This window comes from Chryseobacterium sp. C39-AII1, from assembly GCF_039672645.1.
Lineage (GTDB): Bacteria > Bacteroidota > Bacteroidia > Flavobacteriales > Weeksellaceae > Chryseobacterium.
Genome location: NZ_JBDFPQ010000012.1, coordinates 71,951 through 91,522, shown reverse-complemented (window position 1 = coordinate 91,522; position 19,572 = coordinate 71,951). Strand labels below are relative to the sequence as shown.

The following is a 19,572-nucleotide window of genomic DNA, read 5'->3' as shown; positions in this document are numbered from 1 at the left end:
TTGCTCATTCTTTTTTTATAACTATGGAAAAGAAATCTTTTACCTTCAATGAAATAAAACTGAAACTGATGAACTACTGTGTTTATCAGGATCGTTGTCATTCGGAAGTCGAGCAGAAGATGAAGGAGTTTTTACTGATTGATGAAGCTAAAGAAGAAATCATACTTTATCTTTTACAGGAAAATTACCTGAATGAAGAAAGATTTACCAGAAGCTACATTCGCGGTAAGTTTTATATTAAGCATTGGGGAAAAGCTAAGATTAAAATGAATCTTAAGCAGAAACAGATTTCTGAAAAATTGATTAACTCCTGTTTTGACGAAATTGATGAGGATGATTATCTAAAAACCATCCGAAAAATCTATGAAGATTATTATTCAAAACAGTCTGGATTAAAGGAATATCAGCGGAAATCCAAAACCATAAAATATTTAATGAGCCGCGGCTTTGAATATGAGAAAATAAATGATATTTTTGATTAAATATAATAATCAGAAATTAACACAGAACAAAGATTGAAAGAAGATAAAATTTGGCTCTCGCCTCCGCACATGGGTGGCAACGAGCTTAAATATATAAACGATGCCTTTGATACCAACTGGATTTCCCAATATGGTTCTAACATAGATGAGTTTGAAAATAGTCTTGAAAATTATTTTGGTGAAAATTCATTCGTTACGGCATTGTCATCCGGCACGGCAGCCATTCATTTAGCTTTACAATTATTAAATGTTGAAGAGGGAGATTTTGTGATCTGCCAGTCTTTTACATTCGTGGCGACGGCTAATCCTATTTTATATTTGAAAGCAATCCCGGTTTTTGTGGATAGTGAAAGCTCAACTTGGAATTTATGTCCTAATGCGGTTGAAGATGCCATAAAATATTGTTTGCAGAAAGGAAAAAAACCTAAAGCAATTATAACCGTTTCATTATATGGAATGCCTTTTATGGTGGATGAAATTCTTGAAATTTCCAGAAAATACGAAATTCCTATTATTGAAGACAGCGCAGAAGCGTTGGGAAGTACCTATAAAAATCAACTTTGTGGAACGTTTGGAGATTTGTCGATTATTAGTTTTAACGGAAATAAAATCATTACCACTTCCGGCGGCGGAATTTTAATTTCAAGAAACAAAATTAGCAAGGAAAGAACTCTATTTTTATCAACTCAGGCTAAAGATAATAAAGATTATTATTGCCATTCTGAAATTGGCTATAATTATCGAATGAGTAATATTTCTGCCGGAATTGGAAGAGGGCAGATGGAAGTGCTTGAAAAACGCATAAATCAACGACGAGAGAATCATGATTTTTATCATGAAGTAGTGAGTGGAATGGAAAATATTAACTTGTTTTCCGAACCTGATGAAAATTTTTATTCTAACTATTGGTTGAATACTATTTTAATAAAAGAAAACGCTAACTTGTCGAAGGAAAAATTAAGGCAAACCTTTTTGGAAAATAATATAGAAACCAGATACTTGTGGAAGCCAATGCACCTGCAACCTTTGTATAAAGATTATAATTTTTTTGGAAGTAATACCTCTGGTACACTTTTTGAAATTGGATTGTGCCTGCCATCAGGAAGTAGCTTAAATAACGGTGATAAGGGCAGAATTGCAGAAGTTTTGAATTTATTTAATAATTAAATTTATTTTTTGAATTTGGTAAATAGATAAAATTTTATCTTAATTTTGCATCGCACATGATCCTGACTTTTTTGAATTGACGGATTTTTTACAACTAATTAAATATGAACACAAATAAAGACAATGTACAAGTCTCTTAGAAAAAAAATATTTGCTGGGGATAACGTTGTCAACCTTTCAGACGTGAGATACCTTCCTAGATGGATAATTCTTGTTATAGATATTATTATTCTGGTTATATCTTTATTTCTTTCAACCTACATCATTGAAAAAATTACGCAGAGAGAATTTATTTACCATGACGATCAAAGTTTGGTCTTTGCATCGATTATTCTGATAAATACTTTTTTTATGTATTTTTTCAAGACTTATGCGGGTATTATCAGACATTCTACTTTTATAGATTTATTTAAATTATTACTGGCCTCTTTTTGTACAATGTTCATCGTAGGCACAGTAAACACATTATATTTTTGGACTTCTGGAACTAAATTTATAATGAATTCTTTTTTGGTTCTGTATTTTATTATTTCATTTATGGGATTATTTCTTTTCAGGCTGTATGTGAAAGAATTTTTCCAGGTGGTGAGGGAATATAGAAGAAGTGCATTGAAAAAGAGAATTCTTGTATTAGGTATTGATGAGCAGTCTATTGCTATTGCAAGAGCTATTTTAGATAACCCAAGTTTACCGTACCAAGTTGTAGGATTTTTGACGCAGAGAACAGATTCTAAAAGAGCATCTTTATTAGGAAAACCTATTTTCGGCAAAGAAAGAATAGAAAAAAATACAAAAGAAGAACTTGTTGTAGACGGGGTTTTGGTAATAAAAGAAATGATGTCTAAGGATGAAATGAATTCTTGGGTGAATTTATTTTTAGAGAAAGACCTTCAAATTTTTAAGTCACCTTCTGTACAAAAGCTAAGAGATAGCGATTTGGGTGGATCTATCAGAAATCTTCAAATTGAGGATTTATTAAATCGTAAGCCCATTAAAATAGAAAATGAAGAAGTTAAAAGCAGACATTTTAATAAAAATGTTCTTGTTACTGGCGGAGCAGGATCTATCGGAAGTGAGATTGTAAGACAGGTCGCACAATTTAATCCTTCTTTAATCGTTGTATTAGACCAAGCAGAGACACCTCTTTACGATATAGAATTAGAGATGAAGGATAAATTTCCTCATATCAGATTTAAATTTGTTTTGGCGGATGTTTCCAATAAACATAGGATTGAACCCTTGTTTCAGAAATATAACTTTTCAATGGTATATCATGCTGCAGCGTATAAGCATGTACCATTAGTGGAAGAAAACCCGCATGAAGCAATTTTAGTAAATGTTTTAGGCTCAAAAAATATAGCAACATTATCTAGTAAGTATCATGTAAACAGATTTGTAATGGTTTCTACGGATAAAGCTGTAAACCCAACCAACGTAATGGGGGCTTCAAAAAGAGCGGCTGAATTATTTGTGCAATCATTACAGAATGTAGAAGGAAATACCACGAAGTTTATTACAACAAGATTTGGAAACGTTTTAGGCTCAAATGGGTCGGTGATTCCACATTTTAAGAAGCAAATTGAAGCGGGAGGGCCTGTAACGATTACTCATCCGGAAATCGTGAGATATTTTATGACAATCCCTGAGGCCTGTGAATTGGTTTTGCAAGCAGGAACAATGGGGAAAGGAGGCGAAATTTTTGTATTTGATATGGGTGAGCCTGTGAAAATTCTAGATTTGGCTCACAGAATGATTAAATTGTCCGGTTTTGAACCAAATACAGATATTAAAATTATTTATACCGGTTTAAGACCTGGAGAAAAACTATATGAAGAGTTATTAAGTGATAATACAAAAACTCTTCCGACACATAATGAAAAAATAATGATTTCTAAAGATCCTTCAGCGGAATTTAAAGAAATTAGTTCATTAATAAACTTAGTAACAAAAGCTTCTATCAGAAGAGATAAAGTGGAAGTTGTAAAATTATTAAAGACAATTGTACCTGAATTTAAGAGTAATAACTCTGTATATGAGGTGCTGGATAAATAGATAAAATATAAATGTATATTTGTACAATTTTTAAAATATGAAGGGTAAAATTTTAACTATATTTTGTGCACTAGTTTTGGTTTCTTGTAAAGTAAACGAGAAGGCTAAGAATGATTTGAACTATATGCAAAATATAGAAAATGTTGCAATAGAATCGTCTATAAAAAATTCAAATTCAACTATACAAGTTGGCGATCAATTAGTGATTCTTATTACTGCAAAAGATATGGATGTTGTAAAACCTTTCAATCAGAGTTATTCTTCATCAGAACTAGTTCAGTCCAATACTCCAGGAGGTACTAATTTACCTAATCAAGGTATGACTACTATTGCAGGGCCAACATATAATGTTGATACAGATGGGAATATAGACTTTCCTATTATTGGAAAAATAAATACAATTAATAAGACTCTGATAGAATTTAAAAATGAATTGAGAGAAAAGCTTACAGGCTACATTATTAATCCTACAGTAAACATAAGATTAGCAAATTTTAGAGTTACGGTTTTAGGTGAAGTAAATAGACAAGGTGATTATGTTATAGCGAATGGGCAAGGTACAATTTGGAATGCTCTAGGTTTAGCAGGAGATTTAACGGCTTTTGGAAAAAGAGATAATATTTTAATTATTAGAAATGTCGACGGACAAATAACTCACGGAAAAATTAATTTACAAGATGCTAATTTAATAAATTCACCTTATTACAATTTGAAGCAAGGAGATGCAATTATAGTTGCAGCTAATAATACCAAAGATTTATCTTCTAAACAAAATCCTAATACAGGTATTTATTTAACGGCTGCTTCAATTGCTCTTACTGCTGCTGCTCTTGTTATCAGTTTAATCAAGAAATAAAAACACGAAAATATATTTCATTGTTTTTACTTTGAGATTGAATTAAAAAAATGATACTACTTAAATGAATGAGAATAAATTATATAAGATTGCTGTTATTGGCCAAGGCTATGTAGGTTTGCCTTTGTCCTTAGAATTTTCTAATTATTATTCGGTTTTAGGCTATGATATTAATACAAATCGTGTTGAAGAATTAAATAATGGTGAAGATAATACTCTAGAAGCTGATCTAGAAAAGTTGAAAATATCTTTAACCGAGTACAGAAAATCAAATGGCAATATAGGGTACAAAGCAACCTCTGTTCTTACTGAAATATCTCAATGCAATATTTTTATTGTAACAGTTCCAACACCTATCGATGATTACCATGCTCCAGATCTAAGGCCACTTAAATCTGCATCAAAGATGTTGGGTGAAATTATTAAAACAGGTGATATTGTAATTTATGAGTCTACTGTTTTTCCGGGTTGTACAGAAGAGGTATGTATTCCTATTCTACAAAAATATTCTGGGCTAGTTTATAACAAGGATTTTTTTGTTGGCTATTCTCCTGAAAGGATAAATCCTGGTGATAAAGTAAATACACTTACAACAATTAAAAAAGTGACTTCTGGATCCACCCCTGAAATTGCTGAAGAAGTAGATCTATTATATAGTAAAATTATTACAGCAGGAACTCACAAAGCACCAAGTATTAAAGTTGCAGAAGCCTCAAAGGCCATTGAAAATGCTCAAAGAGATGTTAATATCTCATTCGTGAATGAACTAGCATTAATTTTTGATAGAATCGGGATAGATACTACAGACGTTCTGGAAGCTGCAGGAACTAAATATAATTTTTTAAAATATAAGCCAGGGCTAGTTGGTGGTCATTGTATTTCAGTTGATCCATATTATTTAGCTCATAAAGCAGAGCAACTAGGATATCACCCTGATGTTATTTTATCAGGAAGGAGAGTAAATGATTCCATAGCAAAGTTTATAGCATCAAAAGTCGTAAAGCTACTTATAGCAAAGGGAGGTATTATTAAGAATTCGGATGCATTAATATTAGGAATAACATTTAAAGAAAATTGTCCAGATGTAAGGAATACAAAGGTTTTCGATATTTATACAGAATTAAAAGAGTACGGTATAAATGTAGATGTTTTTGATCCTTGGGCTAATAAAATAGAGGTTGAAAATGAATATGGTGTTAGTATTATGGATAAATTAGAAGAAGGGAAAAAAAAATATGATTCAATAATAATTGCTGTATCTCACGATGAATTTTTAAAAATAGATATTACAGCTTTTAAAAAAGATAATGCTATAATTTTTGATACAAAATCTTGTTTAGACAGAAATTTAGTTGATGCTAGATTGTAAGTGAAATTTTAAATTATTATTTAAAAATAAATTATAAAGGTAAATAATGGATAGTTCGATAGCTGAAGAATCAAAAAAAGAAATTAATATTCAAGAAATTATTAAACCATATTTAAGAAATTGGATTTGGTTCATAATTGTACCTATTTTTTCTTTAATAATAACTTATTTTTATCTAAAGTTTAGTACGCCGATTTATAGTATTCAATCTACAGTACTTATAAAAGATGCTAAAAACGCCCCATCTGCTGAGGGTGAGTTTGGTGTTTTGCAAGATCTATCAGGATTAGGAAGAATGGGCACTAGTAGTATAGAAAATGAGATAGAGATTTTTAAGTCAAAGAAAATAATGAAGGATGTAGTGGAGAAGTTACATCTGCAAACCTCAATTTTTTCTAAATCAAAATTTAAAGATGTAGAGCTCTATAAAACCACTTCTCCTATAATAATTCATATCATACAAGATAAGCCTTTAGCTCAATTACCTCAAAAACCTATATTTATCAAGATTTCTGGAAATAATATTCATTTAAATTCAGAAGAATTATCGAAGGAAATATCAACATCTTTTAATAAGACAATTAATTTACCCTACGCTAATATAATTATTTCACCCAATCCTCAATTCAATAAAGTTGAAGCTGGAGATTTAGAACAGATAAGTTTTACATATTCACCTAGTGATAATGTTGTTAATGCTTTGCAAGGTAGATTAAGTGTAAGTTTAGCAAATAAAGATGCAACTGTTATTAATCTGTCATTTAGTTATCCAAATATAAATAAAGCTAAAGATATTGTTAATAAGCTTGTAGAAGTTTATAATAATGAGGCAATCAATGACAAAAACTCAGAATCTAATAAGACTAAAAGTTTTATAGATGGTAGGATTAATATTATTTCTAGCGAATTAGGACAAGTAGAAAACCAAAAAGAAAAGTTTAAATCTACCAATCGAATTACGGATCTTGAAACGGAAGCAAAAATAGATTTAGAAACTTCTGCTTCGGCAAGAGCAAAACAAATAGAAATCGAATCACAATTAGAGCTAACTAATATGTTGATTAATTTTGTAAATAAGCAAGGAACTAATCAAGTATTGCCAGCAAATGTAGGTTTGGATAATCCCGCTTCAGTTGCTAATATTACTACTTATAATCAATTAGTATTAGAGCGCAATAGATTGTTAGAAAGTGCTACTCCTCAAAACCCTCTAATAATTGATCTTAATAAACAAATATCAACAGTTAGAAGTTCTGTTACAGAAAGCTTACTGAAGAATAGAACAGGTCTTCAGCTTGCTAAAGATCAATATCAAGGAGAACTTAATGGTATTAGTACAAAAATTACAAAAATTCCTGTTCAGGAAAAACTATTTAGAAGTATTGAGAGACAGCAGCAAATCAAAGAGAATTTATATTTATTATTATTACAAAAAAGAGAAGAAAATGCTATTTCATTAGCTGTAACAGCCAATAAAGCTAGAATCGTAGATTATGCTTATGCATTACCTGCTCCTGTAGCTCCTAAAAAAACGGTATACTTGCTGTCTGGGTTGCTGATAGGATTGTTAGTTCCTTTTGGAGTTATTTATTTAAGCGAATTATTAAATAATAGAATTAAAACCAAACATGATTTAGAAAAACTATCACATGTTCCTGTTTTAGCAGAATTACCACAAGTAAAAAAAGGAGAAAGTGATATTATTCAGGTAAATGATTTATCTCCTATGGCAGAAGCTTTTAGAATTCTTATTACGAATATGAATTTTATGCTTCCTAAAAAAGAGAAAGGTAAGACTGTATTTGTAACATCTACAGTAAAAGGAGAAGGAAAAACTTTTACTTCTGTAAATCTATCTTTAACTTTAGCGACACCAAGTAAAAAGGCTGTAATTATTGGTGCGGATATTAGAAATCCCCAATTACAACGTTATAATACTTCGAGAAAAGGATTAATTGGGCTCACTGAATATTTATATGATGAGAATACAAATATTTCAGATATTGTTTTTGTTTCAACATTTAATCCCAATTTAGATGTAATTTATTCTGGTAGTATACCCCCTAATCCCACAGAGTTACTAACTAATGGTAGATTTGAAAAACTATTGGATGAACTAAAAAATAAATACAATTATATAATTGTGGATACAGCGCCACTAATGTTGGTTACTGATACATTTTTGAATGCAGAGCTTGCTGATGCTACTATATATGTTACAAGATCAGGATATACCGAAAAATCTTTATTAGAATTTGCAAATAAGAATATTGATACAAATAAGATTAAAAATGTTGGTTTTGTATTAAATGATGTACCAAATGGTTATTTTGGATATGGAAATAAATATGGGTATGGATATAATGCTGAAGAAAAAAAATGGTGGGAAAAACTTTTAAATAAGTAAAATTATCAAAATCATATTTATTAAGTGTATTATAATGTTGAAAAGAATTAATAACACTGACTTTAAAAATTTATTTTTTTTAATAATTCAAAATATAGCAAATTATGTTTTTCCATTTATTACATTTTCATATTTAATAAGAACAGTGGGATTTGAAAAATTTGGATTAATCACTTTTGTTAATTCTTTTTTTGCATATATAATTATAATTGTTGAATATGGGTATATAATTTCTGCTACAAAAGATATTTCTGTTAATATCGGAAATAAACTACTTATTAATAAAATAATAAGTATTATTCTAAGTGTAAAATCAATACTTTTTTTAGGATGTATTGCTCTTCTTTTTTTTACTTATCCTTTTAATAATCACTTACAGAATAATTTATCTCTATATTTAATTACAATTATTTTTGCAGCTGGACAATCTTTTAATCCTGTATGGTTTTTTCAAGGGATCCAAAATTTAAAAAATATAACAATTACAAACGTTATAATAAAAACATTACAAACAGGTTTAATTTTTATATTTATAAGAAAAGAAGGAGATTATATAATTCTTCAAATAATTAATAGTATATGTACTTTACTCGTATCAATGTTATTATATTTTTCAATGTATTATAAATATGGATTTAGATTTGTAAGGATTAACACTAATGATATTTTAAAATCTTTAAAAGATGGATGGTTATTATTTATTTCTAATGTTTCGATGACATTATATACTACCACTATCTCCGTATTTTTAGGCTTTTTTCATGGGAATCTATATGTAGGATATTATTCCGCTTCTGAAAAATTAATATCAGCTGTGAAAGTGCTTATTTCGCCAATTTCACAAATTGTATATCCAAAAATGGCCATATTATCAAAAGAATCTAAAGAGTTGGTCTTGAGATATAATAAAAAAATATTAATAATTGGTGGTTTAATTTTTACCTTTATAGGCTTAGTTTTTGTTATTTTTTCTAAGCATATTTTAATAATTGTTTTAGGTGAATACAACTTACAATCTAATATAGTTTTGAAGATTCTTTCATTTTTGCCATTAATTTTATTTTTGCATAGTGTTTTTGCGTTATGTACTCTTCTTGTATTTTCTGAAAATAAAATATATTCTAGAATTATCATTTCTGGAGGGATTTTAAATATTATTGTTGCACCCATTTTGATTTATTTTTTTAAAGCTTATGGGGCTGCCTTTGCTGTTATGATTGTAGAAATATATATACTCCTTCGATATATTTATTCTACTGAAAAGAGAAATTATAGCTTATTTAAAAGTAATTAAATGTTGCGAAAAATTAAAATATTAATAATGTTTTTTCTAAATTACTTAGATTATATCATTCGTATTCCTTTTTTTTATTATAATTTGTATTTTAATAAGAGTGTAGTTAAGCAATTAAAAAATCCTGCTGAAATACCGGTAATTGTCGTTAATTATAATCAATTATTTTATTTTAAAAAAAACATTGAAAATTTACTTTTAAATGGTTTTAAAAAAATAATAATTTTAGACAATGCTTCTACTTATCCCGCTTTATTAGAATATTATAAAAAACTAATGCTAATTGAGGAGGTTGAAGTTGTTCTTTTAAATGAAAATTTAGGACACAGAGTTCTATATAAAAATAAGAAAGCTTATGATACCTATTGCAAAGGTTTTTATTTTTTGACTGATGCAGACGTAATTTTGAATAAGGTTATGCCTGAAAAGTTTATAGAAAAAATGATTACAATTCTTAAGAAGAAACATTTTTTTATTACAAAAGTAGGTTCTGCACTTGATATTTCAGATATTCCGGATGAGTATCCACTTAAAAAGAACGTTCTTAAATGGGAAGATAAATTTTGGCAAAATAAAATATCTGAGGATAGTTGTTATTTAGCTGAAATAGATACAACTTTTGCTCTTTATAAACCATGTTATTATCCATATTTTTTTTCAAATTTTTCTAAAGCCATTAGAATTGCAGGAAATTATATAGCCAAGCACGGAGGTTGGTATGTATTACCTGGTGATTTAGAAGAAGAAAGAAAATATTATTTAGGGAATAATATTTCTACAAGCTGGGTTTTTGATAATAATGGTAAATTGTTAGAAAATAATGTGAATAAAACCTATTGATAACAAAATAATTAGAATTATAATATTTACTTCATAATGTAGATGAATTATTAAATAAGATTGAAGTAAAATAAAAATATTTAAGAAAAAATAATGTTTCTAGTACAATTATTCATATTTATGTTGATTTTGAGCTTATTTTTAGATAAGTTTAAGCTTGGTCAGATATTAAATTTTTTAATGATATTTTTAATTATAATAATAATTTTAGGTTTTGTTGACTATACACCAGATAAAAAATTTTATGAATATTGGATATATAATATTCCGGATCATTTAGAGCCATTTTTTAAACTTTCTGCAACATATCTAGTAAAACATCAATACGGTTATAAAGAACTACATCTTTTTTTTATCTCTACATACACCTTTATTTTATTATTTCTGATAAGTAGATTTTCTAATAAGTTATTTCTAATAAGTCTCCTTCATATAAGCACTATTCTCATTTTTTACGTTACGCAATTGAGATATTTTATGGGATTTTATGCTGTATGCTTAGGAATTTATTATTTTTATGTAAGTAGAAACTTACTTTTGGCCATATTTTTTTTAGTTTTTGGAATGTCAAATCATTATGGGCTTATCTCATTTGTGGCTATAATTCCGTTTTTTCATATAAAAACAGATAAGATTTTATCAAAATTGGTAATTGTTACCATTATAATATTATTAGTTACTTTATTCATTGTAGGGGTAGGAGCAGCTGCTTTTTCACAAGTTAGGTTTATAGGTTATTTCGTCTCCGAGTTACAATCTTCTTTTTTAGGCGGATTATTAACCTTTCTTCCTTATATTATAATTGTTTATTTTATACAACAATTACATAAGAAAAATATCAGTAAAAATAGTAATATCACGGATGATAAAAAATATCATTTTTTATATATCATGAGTATTACGAATATATGCTTATTAGGTGTTGCTTTAATTACACAGGTTGTAGGACATCGGATGATTATGCCAGCTACATTATTTCAAATTTTATTTGTTTTTTATTCTATGAAATATTATGATGGAGATGAGAAAGCAATTCTAGTTATCAAATTTATAAGTATAGTAGTTATTTTCCTGTTTTATATGTATGTATTTACTGAGCTTATTGCAGGAGGAGGAAGTAGTGAAGATATTATAAAAATTTTTACATCTAATAAGCTTTTAAATCTTTTTTTATTTTAGCATGAAAGTCAAATTATCTATCATAATTGTTACCTATAATTCATCTGATTTAATATTAAAATGTATTGAGTCAATTTTTAGGTATAATGATATCAAAGAAAATGAAATAGAAATAATAGTTGTAGATAATAGTTCTGATGATGAGGGAAAGAAAATAAAAGAACTATTATTAAGACATTTTTCTAATAAGGTGATTTTTATTAAAAATAAAAATCTCGGCTATGGACAAGGAAATAATGTCGGTATCAGAAAATCTAAAGGTCATATAATAGCAATTATGAATCCGGATATAAGATTGAATGAACCTTTATTTGCTAAAGTAATTGAAACATTTTATAATGATAACGTAGCTTCTCTAGGATTTAAACAAATAAATAATGCAGGCGATTTTTCTTTTTTTCGATTACCAGAATTATTTTTTCCAATCACTTATAGTATTATTAATAAAATAGATAATAAAAAAGAAAAATTTAATCAATATAAGCATTCTCTATCAGGAGCATTCGTTTTTTTTAGAAAAGAAGATTTTGAAAGTATTGGAATGTATGATGAATCTTTTTTTATGTATTTTGAAGAGCCAGATGTTGCAAGACGATTAAATGCAAGTAATAAAAAAGTTATTTATGATCATTCTAAGTCTTATATCCATCTTATGGAGCAAAAAGAAAGTTTTAATGTACAATTATTAGATATTGGCTCTCAGTCATTAAAACAATATTTTAATAAACATAATTTAGGATTAAGAAAATATTTAAATCTAAGAATAATTGAACTTAAGATACATTTGATGATTTTTACATTATTAAATAACACAGATAGAGTCAATAAATCAAAAGCCTATATTAAATCACTAAGAAAAATATTATAATGAATAATGAATTTGATTTAATTATAATAAATAATTGTCCATCATTTTATAAAATTAATTTATATAATGAGGTTGCTAAAAATACAAATATTTATGTAATTTTCTTAGGACTTACATCTCAGGTTGTTATTAATGAGGATTTTAGTAATGATTGTAATTTTCCTTTTGTTTTAATTAATAATAGTGATGTAGATAAAAGAAATAAAAGTTTGACTTTTTATAAGGTTTATAAATTATTGAAACATTTTCATTTTAAAAAAATTGTTTATGGAGGATATATTTTACCGGAATTAATATTATTATCTTTTCTTTTTCCTAAAAATAAAAATATATTACAGACTGAAAGTGCTTTTGAAAGTAAATTATCGGGAGTAAAATTTTTTATAAAAAGAATGATTATAAACAGATTTTCATCGGCAATAGTTTCAGGTAAAATACATAAGGAAGTTCTCTTGAAAATGGGTTTTAAAGGAAATATAAAAATTACGAAAGGGGTTGGAATCATAAAAAAAAGTGAGGAAAAACTTCATTTTATTAAGTCTAAGTCATTGAAATTAAATTATTTATTTGTTGGTAGATTGATCAAGTTAAAAAATGTAGAATTCTTAATTAATATTTTCAACGAATTGGATAGGTCTTTAACAATTGTTGGAACGGGAGAGGATGAAAACTATTTAAAGTCTATAGCAAATAAGAATATTCGTTTTTTAGGTTTTGTAAAGAATGATAATATAAAAGATATATATGCAACACATGATGTTTTTATTCTTCCCTCTTTATCTGAGCCTTGGGGACTAGTTGTAGAAGAGGCTTTATATAATAAATGTATTTTGCTACTAAGTAATAGGGTGGGGTCATACCCAGAACTTCTGGAAGATATTAAAAGTGGGGAGACTTTTGATCCAATGTCTGTAGATAGTTTTCTTACAGCACTAGCTAAGATTGAAGAGAATTTTGAGAGTTATATTAACAATATTAATAATTATAACTTGAATAAAAAAGATAATGATCAAATCAAAGCTTATTCCACATTATAATAAACCAAGATTAATCATAAATATGATTCCTGAAAAAATAAAATTATTATATCTCATACCTTCTTTATATGCTCCAGGAGGAATGGAAAGAATATTAACTAATAAAATAAATCATTTGGTTGGAACGGGCAAATATGACGTTTCTATTATGACGACAGATCAAATGGAAAAACCAAATTATTTCTTTTTAGATAAAAGAGTTAATACTATACATTTGAACTTAAATTTTAATATGTTTTTTAATTATAATTTAATTAAAAAATATCTTGAGACGAAAAAATTATTAAAGCTTTATAATTCTAAACTTAAAAACTTTATTATAGAAAATAAAATTGATATTTGTATATCATTAGGAGGGAAAGAGTTAGAGTTTTTATCCAGTTTAGATGTCAACTGTAAAAAAATCTGTGAAATACATTTCGCAAAAGATATAAGAAAACAATTTTTGATAGCTAGAAAAAACTCATTACTTAACAATTTTATTGGTACTTTAAGAACAAAGCAATTGATTTATCAAACAAAAAAATTAGATAAATTAATTGTTTTAACAAAAAAGGATAAACAAGATTGGATTAATACAAATAAAAATGTTGAGCAGATTTATAATTTTTCTTTTATTGAAACCAAGTCTCAATCAAATTTTAAAAATAAAAAAGCCATTGCTATTGGAAGATTAGATTCTCAAAAAGGGTTCGATATGTTAATTGATGCATGGGCTGAAATAAAAGAATATAATAAAGATTGGAAACTTGAGATTTATGGACAGGGAGAATGGGAAAATAAATTAAAAGAAAAAATTGCTAAAAAAAAAGTTGAAAATATTGAACTTAAGGGTTCAACAAATGAAATAGAGAATAAATTATTAGAGAGCTCACTTTACTTATGCAGCTCTAGATATGAAGGTTTTCCTTTAGTTTTATTAGAGGCAATAAGTTGTGGTTTACCAATAGTAAGTTTTGATTGTCCTCAAGGGCCGGCGGAGATTATTGAAAATAATATATCTGGTATTTTGGTAGAAAAAGAAAATATAGAGCAATTTGCCGAAAAATTAACAGATATTATTCGCAATGAAGACTTGAGAATGATGATGGGGAATAATGCTAAAAATAAGTCTCAAGAGTTCTCAAAATCAAAAATAATGGAGGAATGGGAAAACCTTTTTGAATCTCTTGTAAATATTTAATTTTAATATGATATTAGGAATTGATGCTTCAAATATTCGAGAAGGTGGCGGGGTAACACATTTAAAAGAAATTCTTCTTAATGGAGAACCAGAAAAATATGGTTTTAATAAAGTCCTTATTTGGAGTAGTAAGTCCACTTTAGATAAGTTACCAAACTATGAATGGCTATTAAAAATTAATAATAAATGGCTCAATAAATCTTTTATTATATCTTTTATATATCAAAGTCTTTTTATTTCTTCAGATATAAAAAAGAACAACTGTAATATTGTATTTGTACCGGGAGGTACGTTTTTAGGAAGCTTTAGTAAAATAGTATCAATGAGCCAAAATATGCTTCCTTTTGAAAAAGAAGAGCTGGAAAGATTTCCTAAATGGAGTTCCAGATTGAAGTTTAGATTACTTAAGTTGACCCAATCTTATACATTTAGAAAATCTAAAGGGGTAATATTTTTGACTAATTATGCTAAAAATTATATTATTAAGTCTGCAAAGCTTAATCAAAAAGATAATATTGTAATTCCTCACGGAATAAAAAGCTCTTTTTTAAATTCTCCCAAAATACAAAATGATATTGAATTTTATAATGAAGCAAATCCGTTTAGGTTTTTATATGTTTCAATTGTTACAGAATACAAGCATCAATGGAATGTTGCAGAGGCAGTAATTAGATTACGCAAAGACGGTTTTTTCGTGACTTTAGATTTGGTGGGAGGCTATACAAATGAAGCATTAGAAAAACTTAAAATTGTTCTAGTGAATGATGAAGAAAAGGTTGTAAATTATAAAGGATTAATTCCTTATGAAGAATTAAGCGAAATTTATAAAGATGCTCATGGTTTTATATTTGCTTCAACATGCGAAAACATGCCGATAATTCTTATTGAAGCAATGACTGCAGGATTGCCAATCGCGAGCTCTATTAAACAGCCAATGAAAGAAATATTAGAAAACAATGCTTCTTTTTTTAATTCGTTGAATGTAGATGATATTTACGATTCATTGAAAAAATATTTATTAGACACGGAAAAAAGAAAAATAACCTCTGAAATTAATTTTAAAAAAGCTATAAATTATACATGGAAAGATTGTGCGAATGCTACATTCAAATATCTTTCTGAAAAATCTAAGGAATATGCAAATCAAAAATAAAACACTACTTATAACGGGAGGAACAGGTTCATTTGGGACGGCTGTTTTAAGGAAATTTATTAATACAGACCATTTTAAAGAAATCCGAATTTTTTCTCGTGATGAAAAAAAACAGAACGATATGAGAAATCAGTTTAAAAATGATAAACTGAAATTTTATATTGGCGATGTAAGAGATTATAGAAGTATTGAGCCGGCTATGAGAGGTGTTGATTATGTTTTTCATGCGGCGGCTTTGAAGCAGGTACCCTCTTGTGAATTTTTTCCGATGCAAGCTGTAAAGACAAATGTAGAGGGTACTCAAAATGTTATTGATGCAGCAGCTTCCAATGGTGTGAAAAAAGTTATTTGCTTAAGTACAGACAAAGCTGCATATCCTATTAATGCAATGGGAATTTCTAAAGCAATGATGGAAAAAGTGGCAGTGGCAGCTTCCAGAAATTTAGAAAATACAACGGTTTGTCTTACAAGATATGGGAATGTAATGGCCTCAAGAGGTTCTGTAATTCCTTTGTTTGTAAAACAAATTAAGAGTGGTGAATCTATAACGATTACAGATCCGAATATGACAAGATTTTTAATGTCATTAGAAGAAGCTGTAGATTTGGTTTTATTCGCTTTTGAGCATGGTAATGCGGGCGATTTATTTGTAAATAAAGCTCCTGCAGGAACTATTGGAGATTTGGCCCAAGCTTTAAAAGAAATGTTTAAAGTTGAAAATCCTATCAAAGTTATAGGAACCAGACACGGCGAAAAATTGTACGAAACTCTTTGTACAAGAGAAGAAATGATTAAGGCTGAAGATATGGGAGATTTCTATAGAATTCCTGCAGACAACAGAGATCTTAATTATGCACAATATTTTTCTGAAGGGGTGGAAGATATTTCTAAAATAGAAGATTACCATTCTCATAACACAAAGCAGGAAGACGTAGAAGGAATGAAAAAACTTTTATTAAAACTTCCTTTAATAAGAAAAGAAGTTCTTGGAGAAGATTTGATGCAGTATCCTGATTAATAAGATTGATATGAATATTCCTAGAATTATTGAAGGAGGAAAGCATTCTGATGAACGAGGAAATTTATTTTTCAATAATAACTTTGATGCTTCGGAAATAAAAAGGATCTATTTTATTAAAAATAAAGATGTAAGTATTATCAGAGGTTGGACGGGGCATCAGATAGAGCAACGCTGGTTTAGTGCATTACAAGGAAATTTTACCATAAGGTTAGTAAAAATTGATAATTGGGATAATCCTAATAAAAAAACTGAAATATTAGAGTTTGAACTGAATAGTCAGAAGTTTAATATTCTCCATATTCCAAAAGGATTTGCAACTGCTATTCAAGCAAGAGAAGATAACTCAAAGTTAATGGTAATGGCAGATTATCTGTTAGGAGAAGTAAATGATGAATATCGTTTTGAAATAAATTATTTTGAAAAATTAAAATGATGAAAAAAGTAGGTATCACGGGACAAAACGGTTTTGTTGGTTCACATTTATATAATACATTAGGTCTACAGCCTGATAAATATGAAAAAATAAACTTCGAAAGAAACTTTTTTGATGACGAAGAAAAATTAAATGAATTTGTTGGAAAGTGCGATGTTATTGTACATCTTGCAGCAATGAATCGTCATCAGGATCCGGAAATTATTTATAACAATAATGTTGATCTTGTAAGAAAGATAATTGTTTCCCTAGAAAAAACAAAGTCTAAAGCACATGTTCTTTTCTCATCATCTTCTCAGGAAGAAAAAGATAATTTATATGGGAAATCTAAAAAGGAAGGAAGAGAGCTTTTAGCAAATTGGGCAGAAAAATCAGGAGGAAAATTTACAGGAATGGTAATTCCTAATGTTTTTGGCCCTTTCGGTAAACCCAATTATAATTCTTTTGTTGCCACTTTCTGTCATAAACTTACTCATGGCGAAACTCCGGTAATTGATAACGATGGCGAGGTGAAATTAATCTATGTAGGAGAGCTTGTTCAGAAAATTATTGATCAGATTGAAAAAGAAGAATCTAATGTGCTATATGAAGTACCTTATACTTCTTTAAATAAAGTTTCAGAGGTTCTTCAGAAATTAGAAAATTTCAAAAATTTATATTTTAACAACGGAGAAATTCCTGTGTTGGAAAGTAAGTTTGATTTAAATCTGTTTAATACTTTCCGTTGTTATTTTAATATTAAAGATCATTATCCTGTTAAATTTACTCAACATACAGACCCCAGAGGTGCATTTGTTGAGGTTATAAGATTAGGAATTGGCGGGCAATGTTCATTTTCTACCACAGTTCCGGGAATAACGCGAGGAAATCATTTTCATACAAGAAAAATTGAGAGATTTGCGGTAATTAAAGGAAAAGCTTTAATTCAATTAAGAAAAATTGATACCGATGAAGTTTTAGATTTCTATCTTGACGGAAACGAACCTGCTTATGTAGATATGCCAATTTGGTATACGCATAACATCAAAAATATAGGAGAAGAAGAATTATATACAATTTTCTGGATTAATGAACCTTTTAATCCGGAAGATTCTGATACTTATTTTGTAGAAGTTTAGATTGAATTATTTTATAGTTGGTTTTTTAGCATCATTTTGCCATATTTTTCTTAATGAAGAATTAATTTCATTATCAAAATTAATATTATTGGAAGAAAAATTTGAATCATCAAAGATCATTTCTGCCTTTTGTACTTGGGAGGTTGAGGTTAGAATATTGTTATTAGTAATTGTATTTGAAGAACTTTTATTTTTAAAAAGAAAAGTTATTTGATTTTTTTTCTTAATATTATCAGGCATTTTATTACCAATGGCGAAAAAATTAGAAGTAAAAATATTATTGTTGGAGCCATCTAAAAGGATATTGTAGAATTGCTCTTCAAAATAATTTTTTTCAATATAATTATTATTAGAATTTATTAGAATCAAAGCTTTACCATTGGAAAGAGTATTAGTTACATCGTAATTATCAATAAAATTTGAGAAATTTGCCTCTAAGATATTATCTGTAACATAAATCGAATAGGAATCCTGAATTAAGATTGCAATAGAATTGACTCTTAACTCAGATTTTGAAATATATGTAGAGGTACACGTCTTGTTTATTTTGATCCCGTACTTATTATTTTTAATAAAACAATTATTTATGAAATTATAATAAGAGGAACTAAGGTGCAAACCTGCTGTAAAAAAGCCATCTATTTCACAATTTTCTATTCTATTTCTGATACCTAAGATTTTAATTCCTATATTATTTTCAAAGTTTTGTGTAGTATTTTTCCAACTAAAAGGGTTTTTACCATACTCTGGTCCATAAATTGATAAATTTCGAACGTATTTATATTGATATGTATTATCATTCTTATTGTCAAGAATTGTAATAGCATTAATATTATAATTGTTTACTTTTAATATTGAAAGATTTGTTGCTATTCCTTCAATACTTATATTAGAAGGAAGTTCGATAGGATTTGTAATTAAAAATACGCCTTCAGGTATTAAAATCTTGTAAGTTTCAGTATTTTTGGTGTTTTTTAAAATAGAGTTGAATATTTTAGAGTTGTCAAAAACTCCATCACCTATAGCACCATGATCTTTTATATTAATAACTTTACAATAAAAAAGACAATAAGGAATAAAAATTAATAATAATAAAAAAAATCTTTTCATAGG

At 27.9% G+C, this 19,572-nt stretch carries 17 protein-coding genes; 16 read left to right on the top strand and 1 reads right to left on the bottom strand.

Translation table 11 applies throughout. From position 1 onward, the window contains the following. The first annotated feature begins 23 nt into the window (after positions 1 to 23). From ABEG63_RS16750 to ABEG63_RS16675, 16 genes are all read left to right on the top strand, one after another. A complete protein-coding gene (locus ABEG63_RS16750) occupies positions 24 to 482 on the top strand; it encodes a regulatory protein RecX (protein ID WP_346586354.1) in 459 nt (152 codons plus the stop codon). 33 nt (positions 483 to 515) lie between these two features. After that, positions 516 to 1,649, top strand: coding sequence for an aminotransferase class I/II-fold pyridoxal phosphate-dependent enzyme (locus tag ABEG63_RS16745; protein ID WP_346586353.1), 1,134 nt, complete (start codon positions 516 to 518; stop codon positions 1,647 to 1,649). A 123-nt stretch (positions 1,650 to 1,772) separates the two neighbouring features. Further along, positions 1,773 to 3,701, top strand: a complete 1,929-nt coding sequence (locus tag ABEG63_RS16740) for a nucleoside-diphosphate sugar epimerase/dehydratase (RefSeq protein WP_346586352.1) — start codon at positions 1,773 to 1,775, stop codon at positions 3,699 to 3,701. Between the two features lie 37 nt (positions 3,702 to 3,738). Continuing rightward, positions 3,739 to 4,557, top strand: a complete 819-nt coding sequence (locus ABEG63_RS16735) for a polysaccharide biosynthesis/export family protein (RefSeq protein WP_267401727.1) — start codon at positions 3,739 to 3,741, stop codon at positions 4,555 to 4,557. 64 nt (positions 4,558 to 4,621) lie between these two features. After that, positions 4,622 to 5,926 carry a nucleotide sugar dehydrogenase gene (locus ABEG63_RS16730; RefSeq protein WP_346586350.1) on the top strand — a complete coding sequence of 435 codons (1,305 nt, stop codon included), beginning with the start codon at positions 4,622 to 4,624 and terminating at the stop codon, positions 5,924 to 5,926. 46 nt (positions 5,927 to 5,972) lie between these two features. Beyond that, on the top strand, positions 5,973 to 8,333 hold the full coding sequence (locus ABEG63_RS16725) for a polysaccharide biosynthesis tyrosine autokinase (RefSeq protein ID WP_346586349.1): 2,361 nt from the start codon (positions 5,973 to 5,975) through the stop codon (positions 8,331 to 8,333). Between the two features lie 34 nt (positions 8,334 to 8,367). Further along, positions 8,368 to 9,627, top strand: coding sequence for an oligosaccharide flippase family protein (locus ABEG63_RS16720; RefSeq protein WP_267401723.1), 1,260 nt, complete (start codon positions 8,368 to 8,370; stop codon positions 9,625 to 9,627). Further along, complete coding sequence (locus ABEG63_RS16715) at positions 9,628 to 10,467, top strand: hypothetical protein (protein ID WP_346586348.1); 840 nt, start codon at positions 9,628 to 9,630, stop codon at positions 10,465 to 10,467. Positions 10,468 to 10,560: 93 nt separating this feature from the next. Then, positions 10,561 to 11,646, top strand: coding sequence for an EpsG family protein (locus ABEG63_RS16710; protein ID WP_267401720.1), 1,086 nt, complete (start codon positions 10,561 to 10,563; stop codon positions 11,644 to 11,646). Position 11,647: 1 nt separating this feature from the next. Beyond that, complete coding sequence (locus tag ABEG63_RS16705) at positions 11,648 to 12,514, top strand: glycosyltransferase family 2 protein (RefSeq protein ID WP_346586346.1); 867 nt, start codon at positions 11,648 to 11,650, stop codon at positions 12,512 to 12,514. Beyond that, complete coding sequence (locus ABEG63_RS16700; protein ID WP_346586344.1) at positions 12,514 to 13,551, top strand: glycosyltransferase; 1,038 nt, start codon at positions 12,514 to 12,516, stop codon at positions 13,549 to 13,551. The genes ABEG63_RS16705 and ABEG63_RS16700 overlap by 1 nt, the downstream gene beginning before the upstream one ends. Positions 13,552 to 13,573: 22 nt before the next feature. Beyond that, the gene (locus ABEG63_RS16695) at positions 13,574 to 14,734 is read left to right on the top strand and encodes a glycosyltransferase family 4 protein (RefSeq protein ID WP_267431554.1); all 1,161 of its coding nucleotides are present in this window, start codon (positions 13,574 to 13,576) and stop codon (positions 14,732 to 14,734) included. Positions 14,735 to 14,741: 7 nt separating this feature from the next. Continuing rightward, entirely contained in the window at positions 14,742 to 15,887 is a 1,146-nt protein-coding gene (locus ABEG63_RS16690; protein WP_267401713.1) for a glycosyltransferase family 1 protein, read from the top strand. Further along, the gene (locus ABEG63_RS16685; protein WP_346586343.1) at positions 15,871 to 16,905 is read left to right on the top strand and encodes a polysaccharide biosynthesis protein; all 1,035 of its coding nucleotides are present in this window, start codon (positions 15,871 to 15,873) and stop codon (positions 16,903 to 16,905) included. Before ABEG63_RS16690 ends, ABEG63_RS16685 begins: the two co-directional genes overlap by 17 nt. Before the next feature lie 10 nt (positions 16,906 to 16,915). Further along, positions 16,916 to 17,341, top strand: a complete 426-nt coding sequence (locus ABEG63_RS16680; protein ID WP_267401710.1) for a WxcM-like domain-containing protein — start codon at positions 16,916 to 16,918, stop codon at positions 17,339 to 17,341. Continuing rightward, entirely contained in the window at positions 17,341 to 18,459 is a 1,119-nt protein-coding gene (locus ABEG63_RS16675; RefSeq protein WP_346586387.1) for an NAD-dependent epimerase/dehydratase family protein, read from the top strand. The genes ABEG63_RS16680 and ABEG63_RS16675 overlap by 1 nt, the downstream gene beginning before the upstream one ends. 6 nt (positions 18,460 to 18,465) lie before the next feature. Here ABEG63_RS16675 and ABEG63_RS16670 read toward each other — a convergent pair whose 3' ends face one another. After that, on the bottom strand, positions 18,466 to 19,569 hold the full coding sequence (locus tag ABEG63_RS16670; protein ID WP_267401707.1) for a glycosyl hydrolase family 28-related protein: 1,104 nt from the start codon (positions 19,567 to 19,569) through the stop codon (positions 18,466 to 18,468). Positions 19,570 to 19,572 lie beyond the last annotated feature (3 nt).

Excerpts from the sequence above, each read along its gene's own strand:
- ABEG63_RS16750 (WP_346586354.1), top strand. The coding sequence starts at position 24 with ATGGAAAAGAAATCTTTTACCTTCAATGAAATAAAACTGAAACTGATG.
- ABEG63_RS16740 (WP_346586352.1), top strand. The coding sequence starts at position 1,773 with ATGTACAAGTCTCTTAGAAAAAAAATATTTGCTGGGGATAACGTTGTC.
- ABEG63_RS16735 (WP_267401727.1), top strand. The coding sequence starts at position 3,739 with ATGAAGGGTAAAATTTTAACTATATTTTGTGCACTAGTTTTGGTTTCT.
- ABEG63_RS16730 (WP_346586350.1), top strand. The coding sequence starts at position 4,622 with ATGAATGAGAATAAATTATATAAGATTGCTGTTATTGGCCAAGGCTAT.
- ABEG63_RS16725 (WP_346586349.1), top strand. The coding sequence starts at position 5,973 with ATGGATAGTTCGATAGCTGAAGAATCAAAAAAAGAAATTAATATTCAA.
- ABEG63_RS16720 (WP_267401723.1), top strand. The coding sequence starts at position 8,368 with ATGTTGAAAAGAATTAATAACACTGACTTTAAAAATTTATTTTTTTTA.
- ABEG63_RS16715 (WP_346586348.1), top strand. The coding sequence starts at position 9,628 with ATGTTGCGAAAAATTAAAATATTAATAATGTTTTTTCTAAATTACTTA.
- ABEG63_RS16710 (WP_267401720.1), top strand. The coding sequence starts at position 10,561 with ATGTTTCTAGTACAATTATTCATATTTATGTTGATTTTGAGCTTATTT.
- ABEG63_RS16705 (WP_346586346.1), top strand. The coding sequence starts at position 11,648 with ATGAAAGTCAAATTATCTATCATAATTGTTACCTATAATTCATCTGAT.
- ABEG63_RS16700 (WP_346586344.1), top strand. The coding sequence starts at position 12,514 with ATGAATAATGAATTTGATTTAATTATAATAAATAATTGTCCATCATTT.
- ABEG63_RS16695 (WP_267431554.1), top strand. The coding sequence starts at position 13,574 with ATGATTCCTGAAAAAATAAAATTATTATATCTCATACCTTCTTTATAT.
- ABEG63_RS16690 (WP_267401713.1), top strand. The coding sequence starts at position 14,742 with ATGATATTAGGAATTGATGCTTCAAATATTCGAGAAGGTGGCGGGGTA.
- ABEG63_RS16685 (WP_346586343.1), top strand. The coding sequence starts at position 15,871 with ATGCAAATCAAAAATAAAACACTACTTATAACGGGAGGAACAGGTTCA.
- ABEG63_RS16680 (WP_267401710.1), top strand. The coding sequence starts at position 16,916 with ATGAATATTCCTAGAATTATTGAAGGAGGAAAGCATTCTGATGAACGA.
- ABEG63_RS16675 (WP_346586387.1), top strand. The coding sequence starts at position 17,341 with ATGAAAAAAGTAGGTATCACGGGACAAAACGGTTTTGTTGGTTCACAT.
- ABEG63_RS16670 (WP_267401707.1), bottom strand. The coding sequence starts at position 19,569 with ATGAAAAGATTTTTTTTATTATTATTAATTTTTATTCCTTATTGTCTT.